Annotated in this window: 19 protein-coding genes and 2 pseudogenes; 9 read left to right on the top strand and 12 right to left on the bottom strand. The window is 62.1% G+C overall.

Annotated elements, in window-relative coordinates:
* The first annotated feature begins 327 nt into the window (after positions 1-327).
* The 6 genes from ACWF5H_RS12745 to ACWF5H_RS12720 all read left to right on the top strand — a co-directional run bounded on the left by ACWF5H_RS12745 (position 328) and on the right by ACWF5H_RS12720 (position 4,836).
* On the top strand, positions 328-651 hold the full coding sequence (locus tag ACWF5H_RS12745) for a hypothetical protein (RefSeq protein ID WP_452037285.1): 324 nt from the start codon (positions 328-330) through the stop codon (positions 649-651).
* 243 nt (positions 652-894) lie between these two features.
* Positions 895-1,410: a hypothetical protein gene (locus ACWF5H_RS12740; RefSeq protein ID WP_452037283.1), complete on the top strand. Its 516-nt coding sequence runs from the start codon at positions 895-897 to the stop codon at positions 1,408-1,410.
* A 692-nt stretch (positions 1,411-2,102) separates the two neighbouring features.
* Positions 2,103-2,330, top strand: a complete 228-nt coding sequence (locus tag ACWF5H_RS12735; RefSeq protein ID WP_452037282.1) for a hypothetical protein — start codon at positions 2,103-2,105, stop codon at positions 2,328-2,330.
* Positions 2,327-2,707: a hypothetical protein gene (locus ACWF5H_RS12730; RefSeq protein WP_452037281.1), complete on the top strand. Its 381-nt coding sequence runs from the start codon at positions 2,327-2,329 to the stop codon at positions 2,705-2,707. Before ACWF5H_RS12735 ends, ACWF5H_RS12730 begins: the two co-directional genes overlap by 4 nt.
* 105 nt (positions 2,708-2,812) lie before the next feature.
* The gene (locus tag ACWF5H_RS12725; RefSeq protein WP_452037280.1) at positions 2,813-2,932 is read left to right on the top strand and encodes an antitoxin VbhA family protein; all 120 of its coding nucleotides are present in this window, start codon (positions 2,813-2,815) and stop codon (positions 2,930-2,932) included.
* Positions 2,933-3,633: 701 nt separating this feature from the next.
* Positions 3,634-4,836, top strand: a complete 1,203-nt coding sequence (locus tag ACWF5H_RS12720; protein ID WP_452037279.1) for a Fic family protein — start codon at positions 3,634-3,636, stop codon at positions 4,834-4,836.
* Between the two features lie 246 nt (positions 4,837-5,082).
* Here ACWF5H_RS12720 and ACWF5H_RS12715 read toward each other — a convergent pair whose 3' ends face one another.
* From ACWF5H_RS12715 to ACWF5H_RS12680, 8 genes and pseudogenes are all read right to left on the bottom strand, one after another.
* Positions 5,083-5,343: a ribbon-helix-helix protein, CopG family gene (locus ACWF5H_RS12715; RefSeq protein ID WP_452037278.1), complete on the bottom strand. Its 261-nt coding sequence runs from the start codon at positions 5,341-5,343 to the stop codon at positions 5,083-5,085.
* 272 nt (positions 5,344-5,615) lie between these two features.
* Positions 5,616-5,756: pseudogene (locus ACWF5H_RS12710) on the bottom strand (AAA family ATPase); the annotation flags it as partial.
* A 115-nt stretch (positions 5,757-5,871) separates the two neighbouring features.
* Entirely contained in the window at positions 5,872-6,009 is a 138-nt protein-coding gene (locus ACWF5H_RS12705; protein ID WP_452037277.1) for a DUF3892 domain-containing protein, read from the bottom strand.
* Between the two features lie 23 nt (positions 6,010-6,032).
* Entirely contained in the window at positions 6,033-6,668 is a 636-nt protein-coding gene (gene ribA / locus ACWF5H_RS12700) for a GTP cyclohydrolase II RibA (RefSeq protein ID WP_452037275.1), read from the bottom strand.
* Positions 6,668-7,177, bottom strand: a complete 510-nt coding sequence (locus tag ACWF5H_RS12695) for a DUF4231 domain-containing protein (RefSeq protein ID WP_452037274.1) — start codon at positions 7,175-7,177, stop codon at positions 6,668-6,670. The genes ribA and ACWF5H_RS12695 overlap by 1 nt, the downstream gene beginning before the upstream one ends.
* 7 nt (positions 7,178-7,184) lie before the next feature.
* Positions 7,185-7,589: pseudogene (locus tag ACWF5H_RS12690) on the bottom strand (hypothetical protein); the annotation flags it as partial.
* A gap of 490 nt (positions 7,590-8,079) precedes the next feature.
* Positions 8,080-8,436, bottom strand: a complete 357-nt coding sequence (locus ACWF5H_RS12685; RefSeq protein WP_452037273.1) for a hypothetical protein — start codon at positions 8,434-8,436, stop codon at positions 8,080-8,082.
* 1 nt (position 8,437) lies between these two features.
* The gene (locus tag ACWF5H_RS12680; RefSeq protein WP_452037272.1) at positions 8,438-9,010 is read right to left on the bottom strand and encodes a hypothetical protein; all 573 of its coding nucleotides are present in this window, start codon (positions 9,008-9,010) and stop codon (positions 8,438-8,440) included.
* Positions 9,011-9,326: 316 nt separating this feature from the next.
* On the opposite strand from ACWF5H_RS12680, the gene ACWF5H_RS12675 reads away from it, so the two are divergent.
* The 3 genes from ACWF5H_RS12675 (at position 9,327) to ACWF5H_RS12665 (ending at position 12,637) form a co-directional block, all read left to right on the top strand.
* On the top strand, positions 9,327-9,959 hold the full coding sequence (locus ACWF5H_RS12675) for a hypothetical protein (RefSeq protein WP_452037271.1): 633 nt from the start codon (positions 9,327-9,329) through the stop codon (positions 9,957-9,959).
* A gap of 266 nt (positions 9,960-10,225) precedes the next feature.
* Positions 10,226-10,606, top strand: a complete 381-nt coding sequence (locus tag ACWF5H_RS12670; protein ID WP_452037270.1) for a Fic/DOC family N-terminal domain-containing protein — start codon at positions 10,226-10,228, stop codon at positions 10,604-10,606.
* 495 nt (positions 10,607-11,101) lie between these two features.
* Positions 11,102-12,637, top strand: coding sequence for an RNA-guided endonuclease InsQ/TnpB family protein (locus ACWF5H_RS12665; protein ID WP_452037269.1), 1,536 nt, complete (start codon positions 11,102-11,104; stop codon positions 12,635-12,637).
* Positions 12,638-13,459: 822 nt separating this feature from the next.
* Here the strand turns inward: ACWF5H_RS12665 and ACWF5H_RS12660 are convergent.
* From ACWF5H_RS12660 to ACWF5H_RS12645, 4 genes are all read right to left on the bottom strand, one after another.
* On the bottom strand, positions 13,460-15,349 hold the full coding sequence (locus ACWF5H_RS12660; protein WP_452037267.1) for a hypothetical protein: 1,890 nt from the start codon (positions 15,347-15,349) through the stop codon (positions 13,460-13,462).
* Positions 15,349-15,951 carry a plasmid mobilization relaxosome protein MobC gene (mobC, locus tag ACWF5H_RS12655; protein WP_452037266.1) on the bottom strand — a complete coding sequence of 201 codons (603 nt, stop codon included), beginning with the start codon at positions 15,949-15,951 and terminating at the stop codon, positions 15,349-15,351. Before mobC ends, ACWF5H_RS12660 begins: the two co-directional genes overlap by 1 nt.
* Before the next feature lie 280 nt (positions 15,952-16,231).
* Complete coding sequence (locus tag ACWF5H_RS12650; protein ID WP_452037265.1) at positions 16,232-16,573, bottom strand: hypothetical protein; 342 nt, start codon at positions 16,571-16,573, stop codon at positions 16,232-16,234.
* A 111-nt stretch (positions 16,574-16,684) separates the two neighbouring features.
* On the bottom strand, positions 16,685-18,427 hold the full coding sequence (locus ACWF5H_RS12645; protein ID WP_452037263.1) for a DNA primase family protein: 1,743 nt from the start codon (positions 18,425-18,427) through the stop codon (positions 16,685-16,687).
* Between the last annotated feature and the right edge of the window lie 291 nt (positions 18,428-18,718).

Here is an 18,718-nt window from a genome sequence, read left to right as displayed (position 1 = left end):
TAACCCATGGATCGGGACGCGCTGGCGAAGCTGGCGGCCCGTTACACCAGGCGGGCCGAGCCGGTGGCGTTGACCCCGGAAGAACTGGACCTCGAGCACTGCAAGGTGCCCGTGTGGTTCCCCGCGTGCCGGTGTAGGCGTGGATCCGGTTCCCGGGTTCGGCCGAGCTGGTCGCCGGCGAGGCATTCGGGTGGACGTCGAGGGCGGTACAGGTCACGTGGACGGACTGCGGGGTCAGGCGAGTGACCTGGGTGTGGGCGTCCGCGGTGCGGCGGCGGAACGATCAGGTACAGAAGACGGCTATGGGAGACAGGACGGCACAGGCCAATGACGGCGGTACAGGAAAAAATAGGCCAGCGAAAGCTCAATGAGCAGGTCGACATTCGCTTCACGCGCCAAGGCGTGCCGCTGGCAGTGCGCTGGCGGGGCCGGCTATGGCCGGTAGCAGCCGAACCGCTGCACTGGTTCAGCCGGTGGAACTGGTGGGAATCCAACCTGCGGGCTGGGAAGGGGCAGGGCAACATTGTCGACGTCGAATTCTGGCGCCTGCAGGTGCGGGCCACCTCAACCTCGCCGCTGTGCACCTTGGAAGTCCGCAAACATCCTGGCTGGGATGGCTGGCACCTGGTGCACGTCTCGGACGAAGAGTAATCAGCAAGCCCCTCAAGAAGAGGCCGTGTGCGCCGGCGCAGCCTTGCAGTGTCACCTGTTTAGGGATTCATCATCGCGTTCGCGGCGGCGTGGGCAGAGCGGCAGTGGCGGCAGCGTCGAGAAGACACTCAACGATTGACTTCTTGGTTGTCTCCGCATGGCTTCATCGAACAGTTCTAGGACCGTCACGGGTGCGGGATATGGTCATTAGGTCAACCTGCTACGTCTCCAAAAGGGGGAACATTGACAGTTACTCAAGCGAGCACTGTTGGTCAAGATATTAAGGCTCGCCTCGAACGTTCATCGCACAAGTGGATAGATTACTTCGAGGAATGCCCAGACGCGACACTGAGCTGGAGAATCGTCAACTCACTTGCTTTTATCGTTGACGGTGATCCCATCGAATACGCTGCTGGAACCGTACACGGCACCTATAAACCAATAAGCGACCAGCAGCTTGAAATAGTCCTGTTCACGGACAAGTTGGTGGTGCACTACCTGGACAATCCGCAGAAATCTGAGCCAGCCTTCGAGGTATTCCCACGAAATGCGCTTACGGGTTTCACCGTAAGGAAGTCTCCAGATGTCATGAAGACGCCTAACGTCTTCGAACAGCAGGCGCCCTCCGCCTATGCTGCCTATAGGCTTACCTACGGCATTCTTCCGATCGACCTACCACTGCACCCGGATAGCACTCACCAGGCTAAGGATCCGCTTGCAGGCCTCTGCGACTCGCTGAAGGCGGACTTACTCGGCTAGTCACCGGAACACGTGTTCCCACCCGAAGTTCAAGCCCGTATCGATCAGATCATTCTAGTCGGAGACGGGATGCACGGTTCCGGCAACGTCGATCCCATGGCCTCGGTCGAGCACAGCGCGTTGAACGTGCAGGATCCCCCTTTCGGGATAAACGATCATCACGCCCCTTCCCTTGTGTCGTCAGATTGAAAGCGCTCGTTGTAATAGCGGATGACGTGGTGCTGGCCGAGGTGCTTGAGGCCTTCGACGCCGAATTCGAGGCCGCAGTCGACTGCTCGGCGCGGCCAAAGGTACTCGGGGGTCTAGGGCGTCGTGCTGCTGGGTCGCGGTCGAACTCCCGTAGCGAAAGTGGATTCACGGAAACGACACTGCTCACCGGGAACCTGAATACAGCTCCGCCGATAACAGCGCATACGTCGCGCGTGGCACGGAGGATAGGCATGATGCTTTCCAACGTTCTGCGCAGCAGCCTGTTTCATATGGATCATATGATTCACCGGAGCGGACGCCACTGAGGGCCTCCCAGAATCTGGGAGGCCCTCAGCTGTTACAGGCAGCCCTCCCGGGAAGATCCCCCAGGTTGTCCCCGCCTTGGCGTAGGCACTTGTCGGTGCCGCAAAACCCAGTTCGCAGGTTCTTCCCCGGCACGTTCAGACCCGTCTGCGGCGGAAGCAAGCCGCTACTCTGTAGCCATGAGCAGTTACAGTCAGCGCGACATCCGGGACGTGCTCACAGGTGAGGCTCCATACGATGACCTCGATGAGCGCGGTCAGGCGATGGTATGGGCGGACTGGAATGAGCAGATGGCCGAACGCCGGGCGAGTCTGGATTTTGCTGCTGAATTCACGAAGGAGGTGCGCCCCTGGTCAGAGACGGACGAGCAAGGCTCTGTCGTCCTGCGGGGAAGCAGAAAAGCGTGATGAACCCCGATCAGCGGGCGAGTCCGCGCGCGCACGAGGACTCCATCCGGCTCCCCTTCCATGAGGTGGTCTCGGGACTCCGCGAGATGCGCCTTGTCGCCTACATCGGCGGCGCGAAGTCCGCGCGACCGGTGTCAGCCTGGGCCGAGGGCAAGGAGACTCCCGGCGAGATCGAGCGTGAGCGGTTGCGCCATGCGTTCCACGCCGCGGCCCTGCTGAGAGAACGCTACGACGCGGCGACGGTGCAATCCTGGTTCAAGGGCATGAACCCCGCGCTGAATGGCGACGCCCCGGCGCACGTTCTGCGCGACGCCGACCCGCTGAAAGACGCGCGAGGCGTGACCGCCGTGGCAAAGGAGTTCGCGTACAGCGGGTGACGCGGCCTGACTCGGATAGAAAACTCCGAAGCGATCATTAATAGTAGGAATGAGGAGGCCGAAACGCTCAGTCGCCGGCAAAAACGCGAGTTGGCTATCGACACCATGGCCAGCTGGGCTCTGGAAGGCATGGAACCTGACCGCGAGACCGTCGAGGACATCAACTCATACGTCGATGGTCGCATGACGCTTCACGAATTCATCGAGAAGTCGAAGACGCTCTGATTGCCGGCGGGTGGTGCCGAGTCGCTCGACGGGCAGGCAACTGAGCACCGGACCGAGGGCTTGATAACTTTTATCAACGAGTTGCTCTGGAAGTTGCTCACCCCGGGCACAAGTGTCGTGAGAAAGCTAGCCATCTGCGGGCCGGCCCAGGCACGGTACGACGACCTGTAGCGCTGCATTGTCGATGCGTAGCGCTGCATCGCTACGCGCTGTTGGCCAGTTTTTCGGGCCTCCGCCCGCATGTAGCGCTGTAGCGCTGTAGCGCTGTAGCGCTGTAGCGCTGTAGCGCTGAAATCGTCAAACCTCTTTTGTCAGCCCGACGGCAGTGCGCAGCAGTGGGTAACGCAATTCTGCTCCCTTACATCTTTTTCTTCAAGACAGCGCTACAGCGCTACATCTTGCCTAAAATCCCCGAGAACTAGCCCGAAACTGCGTAGCGCAGACGTAGCGCAGGGGCCGAGGCAGCGCTACGAAGCGCTACACATCGGCAGCGAGCCGACAACAACCATAGAGTGCCTCGCCCATAGGGCACCGAACACACCCTGCTGCTCGGAGCCCGTAGCGGCCGGCACGTCGGCAGGGGGCGGACATCTGGGATCCCCCCGTCCAGGGCTTAAAGACCGGGCTCGCCCTCGCTGATAAAGTTATCAAACACCGTTCATACCTAAGGCTAACCGTATAGCCTTAGGTATGTTGGAGTAATGATCACGGATAGCGGGCAGTCCGGCGCTTGGCCGGCGACCGGGTACGAAGTCCTCCCGTGGGTGTGCTCGGGGGACGAGGCAGCCTCCCGTCGAGATATACTCCAGGCCCCCGGCGACTATCAGGCCGCCGTCCCGCCGATCATCGCCGACGCGCAAGTTGTACTGCCCGCCGAGACGATCGCCCTAGCTGATGATGCGAGCCACGAGCTGACCCGGTTCGATGCCGAGGCCGGAACGATCGCTGCCCCGCTCGCGTCCATCCTGCTTCACAGCGAGTCCGCCTCCAGCTCGGAGGTGGAGAACATCATCTCCAGCGCCAAGCACGTGGCCCTTGCAGAGATCGGCCAGTCGAAGTCGGACAACGCCCGCCTGATCGTCGCTAACGTTCGCGCCACGGCTGCTGCTCTCGACATGTCCGAACGGCTGGACGAGAACTCGATCATCGCGATGCACGATGCGCTGCTGCGGGACACTGCGCCGGAATACACCGGCCATTGGCGCAGCGAGCAGGTATGGATCGGCGGCAGCAGCGCCTCGCCGCACGCCGCAACGTTCGTGCCGCCCCACCACACCCGTGTCCCCAGCCTCATGGCTGACCTGATCGCATTCGCCGGACGCACCGACGTACCAGTGCTCATCCAGGCAGCAATCGCACACGCGCAGTTTGAGACCATCCACCCCTTCCCTGACGGCAACGGGCGGACCGGACGGGCACTCCTCCAGGGCATGCTCCGCCACGGCGGCTTGACCCGCACAATCACTGTGCCCTTGTCTGCAGGGTTCCTACAGGACCGCAACGCTTACTTCCGCGCACTGGCGGAGTACCGGGCAGGGCACGCGGACGCCATCGTGACCGCCGTGGCCGAGGCGTCGTTCGCTGCGATCCGGAACGGCCGCCGGCTGGTCGACGACATCCAGGCTGTCGCGAAACGCTGGGACCACCGGGTCGTGGCCAGAAGCGACTCCTCCGTGCACCGGGTAAAGACATACCTGCTCCGCCAACCGGTCGTGAACACCAGGACCATCGCGGCAGAGCTGAGCATCAGCGAGGTCGCCGCACAGAACGCAGTCGACCGGCTGGTCGACGCCGGCGTGCTCACCCAGAGCACCACCGGCCGCCGGAACCGTATCTGGCAGGCAGCGGAGATACTCGCCGCACTCAATGCATTCGGTGTACGAGCCAAACGCCGCCGCAGCTGAGATCCGCAAGGTTCTCAGGCCGCCACATCCCGGACCCGGCACGGGCGGCCAGCACAGAGCATGGCGGCAGGCACCGGCCAGACTACCTGTAGCGCAACAGCACTGAACGTAGCGCCGCTTTGCTACGCTCATATCGCCGGTTTACCAGGGCTTCCGCCCGCACGTAGCGCCGTAGCGCCGAAATCGCCAAAACTCTTTCACCGGTACGACGGCAATGAGTAGCGGTACTTCAGTGCGGAGGTCCGATCACGCGACGTGGGCCCACGCGCTCAGGGCGGCGCGGATCGCCTCCGAGCGGTTCAGATGCTCGCGCTCGGCCCGCGCCATGAGCGCCTCAAGCTCGGTCGCGGTCAGCCGCACCGGCACGACCTGCGACGCTTGCGCACCGCGTGCAGGACGACCCATACGTGCCTTGAAAGCCTCAACATCGTAGCCGGCCTCGGCTTCCTCAACCCACTGATCGTCCTCGGTCTCCGAGACCTCACGGCCATGCACTTGTCGTCCCATACGGACAATCGTATTACGAATGTTCTCTTGTTGGCCAGCGCTGGCCCGGCATCATGTCGCCCGGCGGCGGGACAGCCCGACTCCCGCGCGATTTCGGGGCTCTGCGCGCCCGGCACCCCTTTTTCTGCTCAGCCCCGTCTCACTTCAAGGGGTAGGTTTTTTACCCCCGATAATCCCAGTTATCCCGACTATCTGCGCGCAGGGGTGTTTTTCGGTTTGAGGGGTGTGGACTTCCGAGCTCTTTGGCGGTGTTCTGGTGGTGCTCTTTGTCGTCAGTTGCCTATAACGAGGGTGCTGGCGGCTGCTTCGATGACGTCGTCAGTGATGGTTTCGAGTTGGTTGATCTTCAGTACACGGGTGATCTAGGGGAAGAGTCGTTCAAGGAGCCGGAAGTTGCCCCGGGTCATCCGTTCGAACGGGCAACCGGAGTGGCGCAAAAGCTGCACGCCCTCAGGTGCATGGCGCAAGAAGGTGAAGTTGCTGCGTCATTGACGCAGCAACTTCACGAGTCTGGCTTGCGGCGTGTACCTAGAACCTGGGCAGGGCCAGCAGGTTGTTGTTCCACTCGCGATCGGCATAGGTGCGCAGATATGGGGCCGCGTTTTCAGGGTGGACCACACCCACCTCCACCTTCGAAGAGCCGGTCCCTACATGGAGCTGTACCATTTTGCTAGACCAGCCGAGATACTTTATGGCACAGCGTCAGCGTCGCCCGTGCCACTGAATTGGAACAGGTGCCCCATCTTCTGCTGCTTAGTATGCAAATACGGCCTCGAGTCGTCAGTAGGAGGAATCTCCAATGGAACACGAGCGACCGCTAACCCCTCGGCGACGAGCCCATCTACCTTCCGCGGATTGTTGGTCAGGAGCCGAATATGTTGGACTCCGAGATCCTTGAGCACTTGAGCCACGCGATGATAGTCCCGCGGGTCGACCGGGACTCCGAGTCGCACATAGGCGTCATGCGTATCCAGTCCTAGCCTGTCTCCGAGTGCGAGCCCGCGGATCTTCGTGAGTAGTCCTGCTCCTCGACCATCACAAATCATGTAGACAAACAACCCGCCATCGCGGAAGACTTTTTCCAAACTGGCGTGAAGTTGTTCATGACAGTCGCAATCTGTGCTCCGGAAGATTTCGGCGGTGTAGCAGGCGCTTTGAACGCGAACGATGGTTGACCCATCGCCCACCGCGCGGCCGGAGGACTTGGGAACTTCAATGCAGAGGATGTTGTCCTCTTCATGTGGGCCGAATGCATACACGTGGAGCGTCGCAAGACCGTAGTGACTCTTGAACGAACATGACGCACTTTCAAACTGTTGCGCCATCACTTGCGTTCAATCGACGTAGCGGTTGAGGCAATTTCATTTCGCGTCGGGATAAGGCCTTCCCATTCCGACTGGAGATCGATCTCGAGTTGCGCGATGGCTTTCCCTAGTTGGGTGTCTCGGTCGTCGCCGTCGTATGGGGCGACTCTGAAGCGATATCGCTTGCCTTCCGCCTGTACGAGACGTTCATACCTTCGATACAGGACCCAGCGTTGGTGCGGACGCTCGAACTGGTTTAGTGCAGCAAGGACCGCGGAACCTGCCGCAAGGACGCTCGGAGCCACCTTTCCCAGCCAGAAGTTATCTCCGGAGGCGACGATGAGCACGGGAACGAGGGCGGTGCTTAGAGTCAAGGCAAGAGTTAACGCGCGAGCTTTGCCTTTATTCTTATCTGCCTTCTTACCGATTGATTTTGCGACCTCAAGACACTCGGCAGCGGCAGCGACCTCTTGGAGTTTTGATTCATGTTCAGTTGTCACTCGATCAATAATGCCAGTATTCTCCTGCACCTAAGGTTCAACACATTGCCCCCTGGTGAGGTGCGTGCAGCCGGGACGGCGGTGGAGCTACGCCGGAGGGTTCGGCAATTGCGCACCGACCTGTTGAACGATTGCGGGTTGGGGTGAAGACAGTGCCCGCTGCCCGCAGCCGGGGACAATCCTCGTGGGTTATCCACCGCCGGGCGATGCCGGCGCCGTTGGCCTGCAGCCGGGCGCCGAGCCTGGCGATCCGGGAGGCCATGTCCCGGGCGACGTCTTCGGGTTCACGCTTCCGTGACCCGGTGCGCAGCGCGGCGGTGAAGGTCAGGGACACCCAGGCCCGGACGGTGGCCGAGCCTTCCGGGTAGGTGCGGACAACCTCGCGAAGGATCGACTTCGCTGCCTCCGGGGCGTCGGCGTGAATCTGGGACATCATCGTTGTGGAGAGCCGGGTCTGTCCGTCGGCCGGTCAAGGCCGGGAGTTGATGAGCTCCAACGCGCGTGAGAGCTGTCCCTGCTTGCCGGGTTGCACCTCGATTCCCCAATCGCGAGCAAGCCAGCGCATGGTCCTCGCCGCAGTTTCCTCGGGTGGAAGGCCCTTGGCCAGCCAGCCGGCAGCCCTGTCGACCTCGGTGTCGTACTCCGATTCCGGCTACCAAGTGCCGCCGGCGCCCATACCGGTCGGCTCCGTGGCAAGAAAGGCCTGCCTGACAGCCTCCCGCAGAGCAATCCCGCCGTTCAGTGAAGATAGCCGTCCTATTTGGGTTCGTACCAGGCACCTCCCTGCAAGGCGTCCGGCCGCGGTATCTTATCCACCGCACGGGCCAAAGCTACTTTTACCGGTGAGTGCAGGCCGGGCGGGAGCCTGGAATTCATGTGGCCCCGATACAAGCCGGTACGGGCGAATGGACGGCCAGCACTTCCCTGCTCGGCTAGTCTGTGTCGCTGCTGTCGAGGAGGACGCGGATCATATGCAGCACAGCTTCGCGCTGCAGCTGGGTCAAGCGGTTGGCCCTTTCGGGCAGGACAAAGGGTTCGGCCTCGCCGGGCGACACGGCTGCGGCCGTGCGGAGCTCCATCATGGTGATTCCGAAACGTTCATCAGAACGACGATTGCCCCTGACAAGCGGCGGCAGGGTCATCCCGGCCAGAAGCTTCACCTGCGGCGAAGTCTCCCGCCCTAACTTCTTGTCCAACGTGACCTTGAGCCGTGCAGCGCGAATTTCCTTGCGTAGTGTGGAGGCGACCTCTTCCCGGTTAGTAGGGTCGTAATTCCTGCGATAGGTCACATCATGCCTTCCCGTTCGACCTGACGATCGGCGGCAGCTTCATCCGGGCCAGACGCTTCACCGTCGGAGACGTTTGACGGTCCAGCTCTTCGTCCAAGGTGACCTTGAGACGTGCTGCCAGGATCTCGCGGCGCAGCGTCTCGAAGACCCGCTCCTTGTTCGTCGGGCCGCCTGTTCTGCTATGAGCCACTTGATCGCCTTGTGAATGCCGTCTGAAGATGGGTGCCAGCTTCATCCTGGACTGGCGCATCGCCTTCGAAGGGGTGTCACGACCCAGCAGTTCGTTCATAGACACTTTCAGTCGTGCAACAAGGATCTCGCGGCGCGATGTGCCGGCGGCAGCGCCCTCGTTCGTAGGGTCGCAGGTTCTGCGATCGGCCGAATCATCGCCCTGGTAATTCCGTCTCACGATCCGCGGCAGGTCCATCGCCGCCAGAAGCTTCACCTCGTCGGAGGTTGGGCGGCCCAACTCTTGGTCGAGGATGACTTTCAAACGTGCGGCTCGAATTTCGCGGCGCAGCACGTTGGACACAGTGCCCTTGCCCATGCGCCGGTACTTCGTGGACTTGGTCATCGCTGCCTCCTCGTTGGCCCCATTGTTGCCGGTTTAGGGGTGATGGTCCATGCTGGGTCGACCACACGCGATACGGGACTTCCCGGCGGGAGACGTGAGAACGATGGTTCGGGCTACTTAACGATCGGCGACGAAATGCCAGCGAAGCCTTCTTCGCCTTTCACTCCCAGCGTCCCCGAGGTCACCCGTCTGACCACGACCTTCGGTGCCCCTGCACCATCTACACCCCCGGCTCTGACCGAGGGTTAGTGGTAGCTGCAACGATTCGGTCACTGTCAGACCTACCGCATATGATCCATCTCGTTTTTCCGAATCCATGTTGGGGGAAAAATTGAAAAGCCACTGGGCCCTTCCTGCCCTCGTCGCCAGCACCACCCTGCTGCTCTCCGCTTGCAGTGCACCAGAAACTGAGGCTGCGCCCACCGTCTCCGTTGCTCCGGCCGCCACGCCGAAACCTACGCCGAGCCCCATTCCCACCCGCAAGGAAAATGAGCGCGGTGAACTGATCAAGGACATTGGCGAAACCGCTGGAATGTCTGACACCCCTGAGGGACCACGCACATTGAACTTCAAGGTCACGTCAATGAAGCTGGTCAAATGTGATGCACCTTACGCCACCCAGCCCAATGGATACGCTCTCGGCATCAATCTGGAAATCGAGACAACGGCAGACTTCGAAGGTCCCCTCGTCCTCAACGGCACTGAATCCGGCATCGACTTCGGCCCGTACTACTGGACCGGATATGCCAGCAACGGTACTCGGATGAACAAGATCGACGGCATCCAACACAATTGCCTTGCTGACGAAACGAAGGTACTGCCCAACTGGGTCGGTCCGGGCGAAAAACTCAACGGCATGGTGATTCTCGACGTCTCAACGAAAAAGGGCGAGGTCGCGTTTGATCCAGCAAATAACGGCGGCTGGGTTTGGAAGTATCCGTCAAAGTAAGCCTGGATGCCCCTGCTTTACTCGCCCAGCATGCGCGTCACGCCCATACTTCAACACTTTTTATGCTCTGCGCGACCCGCTAATACTCGCCTGGACGCCCAGTACGCGCTCGCTCGTGTAGTAGATCAGATCGACATTTGGACGCTCACAGACGCTGCTGCGTCTGCCAAGTTGAAGCAAATGAGCCCCCTCCCCCGACGCTCCACCGACCCTCCGGCAGACGCCCCTACGGGCGCTCCGGTGACGAGGTAACCTCCCGCCGGCATATGCCCCAAACCCGTGGCTACTATCAGGCCGCCGTCCCGCGGCTCATCGCCGACGCGCAGGTTGTACTGCCCGCCGAGACGATCGCCCTAGCTGATGATGCGAGCCAGAAGCTGGCACGGTTCGACGCCGAGGCCGGAACGATCGCTGCCGCGTTGGCGTCGATCCTTCTGAGCAGTGAGGCCGCCTCCAGTTCGGAGGTGGAGAGCATCACCTTCAGCGCCAGGCAGGTGACCCTCGCGGAGATCGGCCGGTCGAAGTCCGACAGTGAGACGGATCGCCGCAGCGTACAGGTTCGCCTTACTGCAGCCGGCAACACAGTGTTGCCGGCGATCGATGTCGCGCTCAACGACGAGTTTGCTGGAGCAACCAGCACTCTGTGATCTCGCTCGTCGTTGTATGTGTCACCATAAGCGACCCGCTTGAAGTTCTCGTCGAAGAGCACGCGCACGACTAGTCGACGTCACGGAACATGTCTGGGCCGATACCTGAAAAGCGCAGTGCTCCGTTCGCTTCTTTTCGTGGTCCCCCGTGCTCACGCGGCTCTGCGCGCTGGCTTGATGACCTGGTTCTCAGCGCACTCCTCGCTTCGTAGTTTCATATTCAGCGTGGGCTGCTTAATGTTTCCTCAAGATTCCCAAGTGCAGCTGCGGAGGCTCCTCTACATGCATATCCGCTCGTAAATCACCTTAGATAGGGCCTCGATTCGCCCTCTTGCATTTGGATGCCCTGCTCATGGGCGCACGGGAGTCAGGCTAATAGTCACTGGTTTACGAGCAATAAACGGAATTTCTCCCGCAAACGGGCCATCTGAGACGGCCCAGACCCGTTATCAGCAGGGCTGGTCAAATACAGTCTCTCAGGTCTAGGTTCCTGCCATGACCATTCAGGCCGTACCGGCAACCACTGTCATTCGGCGCGCCTATCGCCTCACACTTAATCCGACACCGCGGCAGGCTCAGACGCTTTCGCAATGGGCTGGCGCGGCACGGTATATGTACAACCACGCAATCGCGGCGAAACAGGAAAGCCACAAGCGCTGGCTGCAGGAAGTCGCCTTCACCACGTATGGGCCAGACGCAGTCACAGAGGAGCAGGCCCGTAAGGCCATCAAGGTCCCGATCCCCTCGGCGCCTGACTTCAACTCCTGGCTCACGGAAACGCGGAACTCCCATCGGGATGCCTCCGGGAAGGGGCTGCTGGTGCCTGGTCTTCGCGATGACGGACGGGAACGGGAGCCGTGGCTTCATGCGGTGAACCGCAGTGCGCTGGTGGGCGGGCTGAGAAACGCCGACAGGGCGTGGAACAACTGGATTGCCTCGTTTAAGGGAATTCGTGCCGGCCGGAGAGTCGGGTACCCACGTTTCAAGAAACGCGGTGTTGCTCGGGACTCGTTCACGATCACGCACGACCGGAAGTCGCCAGGCATCAGGCTCGCCACGACCCGTCGTCTGAGAATCCCCACGTTCGGCGAAGTCCGGTTCCACGACCATGCCCAGCACCTGCAGAGGAAGATCCGCCAAGGCATCGTTGAGATCAGCTCCGTGACGGTCAGCCATCAGGGCCACCGCTGGTACGCAAGCCTCACAGTCGAGGAATCCATCCCGACGCCGTGCCTGTCCAAACGCAAGCGCGCCGCGGGGATTATCGGCGTTGATCTAGGCGTGAAGACCCGCGCAGCCCTCTCCAACGGTGAGCTGATAGAGAACCCGAGAATCAAGGCCTCCCACGCCAAGGAACTTGCACGCCTCCAAAGGAAACTTGCCAGATCACAGAAAGGATCCCGCACTTGGAAAAAGCTCGTCCACAAGATCGGCCGGCTCGCCCACCTCGAAGCACGCCAGCGCGAGGGTTACGCCCACGACTTGGCCAACCAGCTCGTCAGGACCTGGGCAGTCATCGGCGTTGAGGACCTCAACGTCGCGGGCATGACCCGCTCAGCCCGCGGGACCATCGATAAGCCCGGCAAGAACGTTCGCGCCAAGGCCGGGCTCAACCGGTCCATCCTCGATATCGCGCCCGCCCAGATACGGCGCATCGTCGAGTACAAGGCAGCCTGGTCCGGAACCCGTCTGGTGGTCATCGGCCGGTGGGAAGCCACCAGCAAAGCCTGTTCAAACCCGACCTGTCCTGCAGTGAAAGACAAACTGCCCCTCAAGGTACGGATATACCATTGTGAAGTCTGCGGCCTGACACTCGACCGGGATGTCAACGCAGCAATCAACATCGCCGCCCTAGCGGCCGTCGCCTCCAGCACGGAGGAGACACAAAACGCCCGTCGAGCCGCCCCGCGCAAACCCCGTACCCCTTACGGTCAGGCAACGGGCGACGGAGAAACGTTGACAGGCCCGCAAGGGTCATCTTCGCTCAGTAATGAGCGGACGTTCCGCACAGCGTCCGGGCAGGCCAGTTAGGGTCTCGCCCGCGCACACACGGAACGGCTCTACAAGCACTATCAGCACACAAAGCAAGTTCCGGTCTCGCCACGCACGCGCGGAACGGCTCAACGAGATCATCGGAACGCCGGCCGTAGTCGTGTCCCGCCCCACGCAGACGCGGCACGCCTTGTTGAGAAGCCCATGGCGAGTCATCTCTGGGCGGAGTTCGAGAGACTGTCGTTCCTGGCCCCCTTCACCTTGGGCTGGGGCTTCAGGTACACCCTCTGCGACGATCGCGGAGTAATTGCTGACCGGAACTCGGCCAGGGAATGGACAATTCTTGCCCACACCGAAGCGTAGAGTGCGCTGTGGAATGACTGTCATGAATATCGTGGACGTTTACTGACCATGACTGGGCCACGCGCCGGACAGTCCATGCCCACCGCAGCGAAACTGACCTCGCGAAAAAAGGGCGACCACCTACTGGCCCAACCATGCCCAGAACGGGGGCAATGAGTTCCCACCATTTGCCCACCTAATGGCCATCTAAGGCGAGCTTGATGAGGGTGCCGAAGACACGAAGCGACCGAAGGGCTGCGTTCGACGGCACGCACAATGCAGTTATGCAGTTCTGAACTAGAACTCTCCATGCACGCGTGCGTATGGGGACTTTGGTTCCTGAACTGCACAACTGCATAGACGTCGTGGAACCCACAGCAACCGAGCCACCAGAAAGGCGTCAAGTCGTCTGCCCTGAGCTCGTGATGGCGGTCCGTCGCGGTCCTTAGCCGGTCGCGTTCCATAGCCGGTCGCGTGCCTCTTGAGCAGGGAAGGAGAGCCTTCCTACGGAAGCGAAACCTACGCACCGAACTCACGGTCATCCTCGTTGTGCGCACGCTCGTCATCACCGTCCAACACCCAGAGCAAGGAATCGCGACGCTTGCGCTCCATGCGGGCCGCGGCCGACCGCCGAGCGCCGCCGGGTTGCCCGGGCATCCCGGCGTGCAGTAAAGATTCATCTTCGACTGGCCTATCGTCCAGCAAACCGGGTGTGCATCCCTGAGGTGATTGCATCTCGCCCTGGCCCTCGTCCACCGCGGCGCCTTCCCCGGCCTCCTGGGAGGCTTGAAGGGCCTTCTTCCGCTCTTGGTACCGTTTCCGCTGCTCATCGTCGGAGAGGGACTCCCAGAACTCTCTCGCCTCGCTGATTTTTCGTGGTTCGATACCGGCCTTGTACATTGCGGCGCTATCAGCCCTGTAAATGCCGTGCTGCACTAGGCCTTCGTCGACGATCACCAGGTCAAAGAGCTCGGGATCCAGAGCCTTCGTCGCTTGTTCGGCAGCCACGGATTCGGGCTGATGCGACCGTGACGAGCCCGCTGTCGTGGCCCCGCCAAACGAACCCGGCACTTGCTCTTCCTGGTTGCCTGCCGGATTTTCCGCTTGGGCTCCGTTTGCTTCGGCGAGCCGGTTCCACCGTCGCATCACCCGCATCTGGGCCTCATGGGACTCCGGGAGCCGGTTCAGGACGTCGCCGAACGCGATCCCCTGGTCTTGGGCCCGCGCTGCGACCCAGCGGTACAGCTCATCCTCGGCGGCACGCAGCCCATACTCTTCGCCAGCCAAGCGTGCCACGGCCTCCTGCGCGGCAGCCAGCTCCTCCGCCGTTGGCCGGGCGGCCGGCCGAGGGATCCCGGACTTAACCAGCTCGGGACGCCGGGCCCGAGGTCGGCCGTGCGCCTTCGCATCGAGCTGCTCGAGCGCGCTGCCGTGGTCGTAGTGTTCGCCCAAGGTCTCCGCGCGCACCGGTGTCGCCATGCCGGCCAGCTGATAGCTCAGCCGTGGCACCTCCGGGGACCTGCCGCGCCTCCAGCCGGGCTCGGTGACGGTGACACCGTGCCCGGCCATGACGGCCTTCCAGGTGTCGAGATCCACCGACTGCGGGTCGTCCATCGCGGCTTCGAAGGCCTGCCTGATACGGTCGTGGTTGGAGAGCGCGCCCTCCGCGGCCATCCGGCGATCCCGCTGGCTGCGCCTCTCCCTCTTCCGCTCGGACACAGACGGCAGGCGCTGCGGCGAAAGGCCGTACTCGTGGCCGTGCTCGGCGAGGAACCGGTCGGCGCGCTCCCGCATCCGATCGATGTCGGTGAGGTCACCGGCGAGTTTTCGGCCGGCGCGGTAGAGCTTCCCGTCGACCTCCATGTCCTCGTACAGCGTGGCATTGCGAGTGACATGCACATGGAAATTACCCCCCTTGCCTTCGGCCTGCCCGACGAACGTGGCCTGTTCCCCCGGGTACAGGGCTGCGTGCCTCGCGACGACGTACTCAAACGCCCGAGCGACCTGCTCCGGATCCTCGGGGTTCACGTCCTCGAGGCCGAACGAGGTGATCAGATGACGCGCCTCTGCCTGCCGGACGAGTTCACCTTCGTGACGAACGTGCGTCGCCTCTTCGCCGGTCTTCGCCACGGCCCAGTACCTGCGTCCGTTCGGCCGCGTACGGCGCACATACGTGGCGACATCGCCCGGTTCCGGCAATGCGTATGTGGCAGGCGACTTGCGCTTCGCCCCTTGCGTGCCGTGTCTGCGTCGCGTGGCCGCGAACTCGCGCTCCGCTGTCTCGGGGCGGCAGTTTTGCCCGGCGATGTGCAGCACCCGATCCCCCGCCGTCTGGCCGGGCTTGGGTTTCACCGTGTAGCGGAGCAGGCGCGACGCGACAGGTGTACTTCCTGCGTACTCGACCGGCATCAGAGGACCTCCCGCAGCTTTACCGTTACCGTCGCATCCCGCTTTGCGTCACGTTCCATCACCGAGGCGAGTCGGTCGAGGGCGCGCTCGACTCCACGAAGCGCGTCCGGATCGACGCGGCCTCCGGAGTTTGCGACCTTAGCGATCTGGTTCCAGTTGTTTCCGAGCTTCTGGAAGAGAAACGCCTGCCGCGAGTATCGGTCAGCGACCTCCTGCAACGCTTTCCGGACATCGGCGAGTACGCTCTCGTCGGCTTCGACCACGATCGGTCTGCGGGCCGCGAGCCGCTTCGCCAACGACTTCTCAGCAGCATCGATCGACGCCGCATCCGATAGCGCTTCCGCGACGATGTGCACGGCCTGGCGCACGCCGTCTGATCTGCTGCCACCGAGGTGCCTCTGAACCTCGGTGAGCGCGGCGATCCCGTCGCGGTGCATCCGCACCGTGACGACCTCGCTCGCGCCCGGGCCCGATGTGCTGCGCACCTCGGCCCTCTCACAGTCGCGTGCGCGACTGCTCACCGGCGGAAGCGAGGCGTCCTCCGCTGGCGCTACAGACGCCTCGCTGGTCGGGCGCCTGCTGTTCGCTCGTTCCTCGCTCACTGGGCCCTCCAAGTCGGCTGTTGTCTGAGGATCTGTGTCGTTGACTCAAGGCTGATACCCTCAGGTGACAACCGACTGGCAAGCAACCCGACCGTATACGTTCCTCGCTTCGCTCGAACGCACAGTCGGGCCGGGCAGGACTCGTCGCTGGCGCTTCTCATCCTGTCCTTTGCTTGCGAGGAGGGTGCTGCGCCCCCTCCTTCGATCCACCCCCAACAACGCCGGCGCCCTGCCCCGCCGGGTAGCGGGCGCAAGCTTCGCAGTGGGACGAACCGCCGCATCAGCGCAGCTCCTGCGAACCAGAACTCAGCTGCCGGCCTAGCAGTGAGCGCAGCTCACTCAATCGATCGGCATCGTCAAGGTCACCGTCGATGGCCTCGACCCTGAACTTGCGATACAAGTCTTCGATGAACTGATCGCGGTTCTTCGAGCGCCGTGCCAGAAGCTTTTCCTTCAGCGACTTGGCACGCTCCGTGGCCTCCGCGTAAAGCTCCTTCTCGGTCTTGGGCCGACGTCGTTTTGCCGAGACGGGCGAAACGCTCGAGGGTGGGTTCAAAGTCGCTATGTGGGCTGTCTCTGAACGCTCCGGCAGCATCCCCTGGACGTCGTAGTGTTCATTCATCATGTGATCCTCACTTTCCTGTTTTTGTAGATGGGGCTGTGGTCAAGTAGCACGTCCGCCTGAGTGCGGATGGGCGGAGCAGGCGGCCTGCATTCCGCCTGTCCAGGTTGGTCAGCCGGCCCACGTTTGGTCCGCCGGCTCCGCTTCCCATCCGTCCCACATTTTGGTGTCCTGCGTGGACGCGTCCACGGTTGGGAGGCCAGTCGTACCAGCAGCCGGGGTTGACCCGGAGGAGGACGAGTCGAGAGCAGGCGGCGAAGTAATCACCACAACGCCACCGGTGGCTTCAACTTCGATGCCCTCGCGCACCATTCCGCGGCTCTTCTTCACAGCATTGAATCCGAGTTTGTCGAGTGCACGGCCGAAGTCGGTACGTCCCAGTCGGTGTTCACGGAAAATCCCGTCGGCAATCGCCCACTCGGTGTATGCGTCGTGCAATTCCTTGGTGGTAGAGCCGCCGTTGGCCGGTGTCTCCGTGCATACCGCCTCAATGAAGCGCGAGACGTTGTCCTGCGCGGCGGCGTAGTCGTTCGTGGCTACCTTCACCGCATCAGGCTCGTTGAGACCGTGCTTCCAGTAGTCGGCCAGGCCTTGCACGGCCCACGTCAGGATGCCGTCGGCTTCCTCCTCCAGCTTGCCCGTGAGATGCCTGTCGCGCTCGTGGTCCGGGATGTAGACATCAAAAGGGACCACGCGGACGCGCTCCATCACGGCCGGATCGTTCGCCGGGAGTGTGGGGAGGTGATTCGTCACAAGAAGGATGAGCCACGATGCGAGGAAAGTGATCGGATCCCCATAGAGCTTCCGCGCAGTCACCGGGTCGCCGCCGGTCAGGCTCTTCAGGAGGGCCGAGGCAATCCGCGCGGTCTTCTCCGTCTCCGACAGCGCTACGAACCGTGCGCCGCGCAGGTCGAACAGCGCCGGACTTGCCCCGTTCGCGTTGGCTTTGGTCTGCTCGAATAGGGTCGACGGCGCGAAATGCGTGTAATCGCCGAACGCATATCCTAAGGAACCGTACGTCACACCCTTGCCGTTCCTGCCGGTGCCGGTCAGGATCAGCAGAATGTGCTCAAGTTGCTTGCCCACGAGGGACAGCCCGGAGAACCTCTGAACATATGCACGCACTGCGTCGTCCGGCAGGACCCGTTCCAGGAAGGTTTCCCATCTCCGGCAACCCGCGGACGTGTCATATGCACCGCGGGTGATTTTGGTGAGGCGGTCCGCGGGATCGTGCGGCCGCAACTGGAACGTTTTGAGGTCGAGCGAGCCGGTAGGGGTGTTCAGCACGTACGGGTCCGCGTCCAGCTCGGATGCTTTTACAGCGATGCCAGGCATGCTTGCGGTAAGCTCCAGCACCCCTCTCGCGCCGCTTGCGGTCTGCGACTTCACCAGATCGCCGAGTAGGTCCTTGTCACTAATGGCGTCCGCCGCAAGACGACGGATCGTCGCCATGACAGCGTTTCTTGCCGCTTTGTCGCCGGTGTCCACAATCCAGCGGGCGCCGTCATATTCGAACCAGCCAAGTCCGGTGACATGCATCAGCTTTAACTGGGTATCGGCGGCCAGCTCGTATGCAATGCGCATTTGGAGGCGGTGCTGTTTCGCTTGCAGGCGTAGCCACTCGGCCTGCCATTCGAGCTCAATTGCTGCAAGGTTGCTTTCGACGCCATCAAACGTCTTCTCTGTCCCGGCGCCATTCTCGCTGGGACAGTTTTCGTTTTCGCTCCTCTGGATGCCTCCTCTCCCACGCGGACTCTGCTCTCCCGAGGTCTGAGAAGCCGCAAGGGGAAAATCAGGAGTTTCTCCGGCGGGATGCTCGGAAGCGCTCGACTCGTTGATCTCGACAGTGCCCATTAGCGCACCTCCTCAGAGGTGCTCAGGTGCTCATGCGCTAGAAGCCAAGAATCCACATGTTCTGGGATGTAGCGAACGCTGCGACCCACTCGAATGTACTTTGGGCCGCGGCCCTTGATGCGCCACTCGCTCAAGTTGCGTTCGGTCGTCCCGAGGCGCTCGGACAAGGTGGCGGGAGAGATGAGACTGTCAAGCAGCTCGGTGCTGGCGGTCGTACCGGGCGCGCAAGTACACCTCTTGATGACGGGCGCCGCCGAGCTAACGGGGGCCATGAGCTTGTCAAGCATCTCG

The sequence above is a fragment of the Arthrobacter sp. NPDC055138 genome, assembly GCF_053607305.1.
The sequence above is the reverse complement of the archived record's forward strand: the minus strand, read 5'-3'. Positions and strand labels throughout refer to the sequence as shown.

Excerpts from the sequence above, each read along its gene's own strand:
- ACWF5H_RS12745 (WP_452037285.1), top strand. The coding sequence starts at position 328 with ATGACGGCGGTACAGGAAAAAATAGGCCAGCGAAAGCTCAATGAGCAG.
- ACWF5H_RS12735 (WP_452037282.1), top strand. The coding sequence starts at position 2,103 with ATGAGCAGTTACAGTCAGCGCGACATCCGGGACGTGCTCACAGGTGAG.
- ACWF5H_RS12725 (WP_452037280.1), top strand. The coding sequence starts at position 2,813 with ATGGCCAGCTGGGCTCTGGAAGGCATGGAACCTGACCGCGAGACCGTC.
- ACWF5H_RS12720 (WP_452037279.1), top strand. The coding sequence starts at position 3,634 with ATGATCACGGATAGCGGGCAGTCCGGCGCTTGGCCGGCGACCGGGTAC.
- ACWF5H_RS12715 (WP_452037278.1), bottom strand. The coding sequence starts at position 5,343 with ATGGGACGACAAGTGCATGGCCGTGAGGTCTCGGAGACCGAGGACGAT.
- ACWF5H_RS12705 (WP_452037277.1), bottom strand. The coding sequence starts at position 6,009 with ATGGTACAGCTCCATGTAGGGACCGGCTCTTCGAAGGTGGAGGTGGGT.
- ribA (WP_452037275.1), bottom strand. The coding sequence starts at position 6,668 with ATGGCGCAACAGTTTGAAAGTGCGTCATGTTCGTTCAAGAGTCACTAC.
- ACWF5H_RS12680 (WP_452037272.1), bottom strand. The coding sequence starts at position 9,010 with ATGACCAAGTCCACGAAGTACCGGCGCATGGGCAAGGGCACTGTGTCC.
- ACWF5H_RS12675 (WP_452037271.1), top strand. The coding sequence starts at position 9,327 with ATGTTGGGGGAAAAATTGAAAAGCCACTGGGCCCTTCCTGCCCTCGTC.
- ACWF5H_RS12670 (WP_452037270.1), top strand. The coding sequence starts at position 10,226 with ATGCCCCAAACCCGTGGCTACTATCAGGCCGCCGTCCCGCGGCTCATC.
- ACWF5H_RS12665 (WP_452037269.1), top strand. The coding sequence starts at position 11,102 with ATGACCATTCAGGCCGTACCGGCAACCACTGTCATTCGGCGCGCCTAT.
- ACWF5H_RS12660 (WP_452037267.1), bottom strand. The coding sequence starts at position 15,349 with ATGCCGGTCGAGTACGCAGGAAGTACACCTGTCGCGTCGCGCCTGCTC.
- ACWF5H_RS12650 (WP_452037265.1), bottom strand. The coding sequence starts at position 16,573 with ATGAATGAACACTACGACGTCCAGGGGATGCTGCCGGAGCGTTCAGAG.
- ACWF5H_RS12645 (WP_452037263.1), bottom strand. The coding sequence starts at position 18,427 with ATGGGCACTGTCGAGATCAACGAGTCGAGCGCTTCCGAGCATCCCGCC.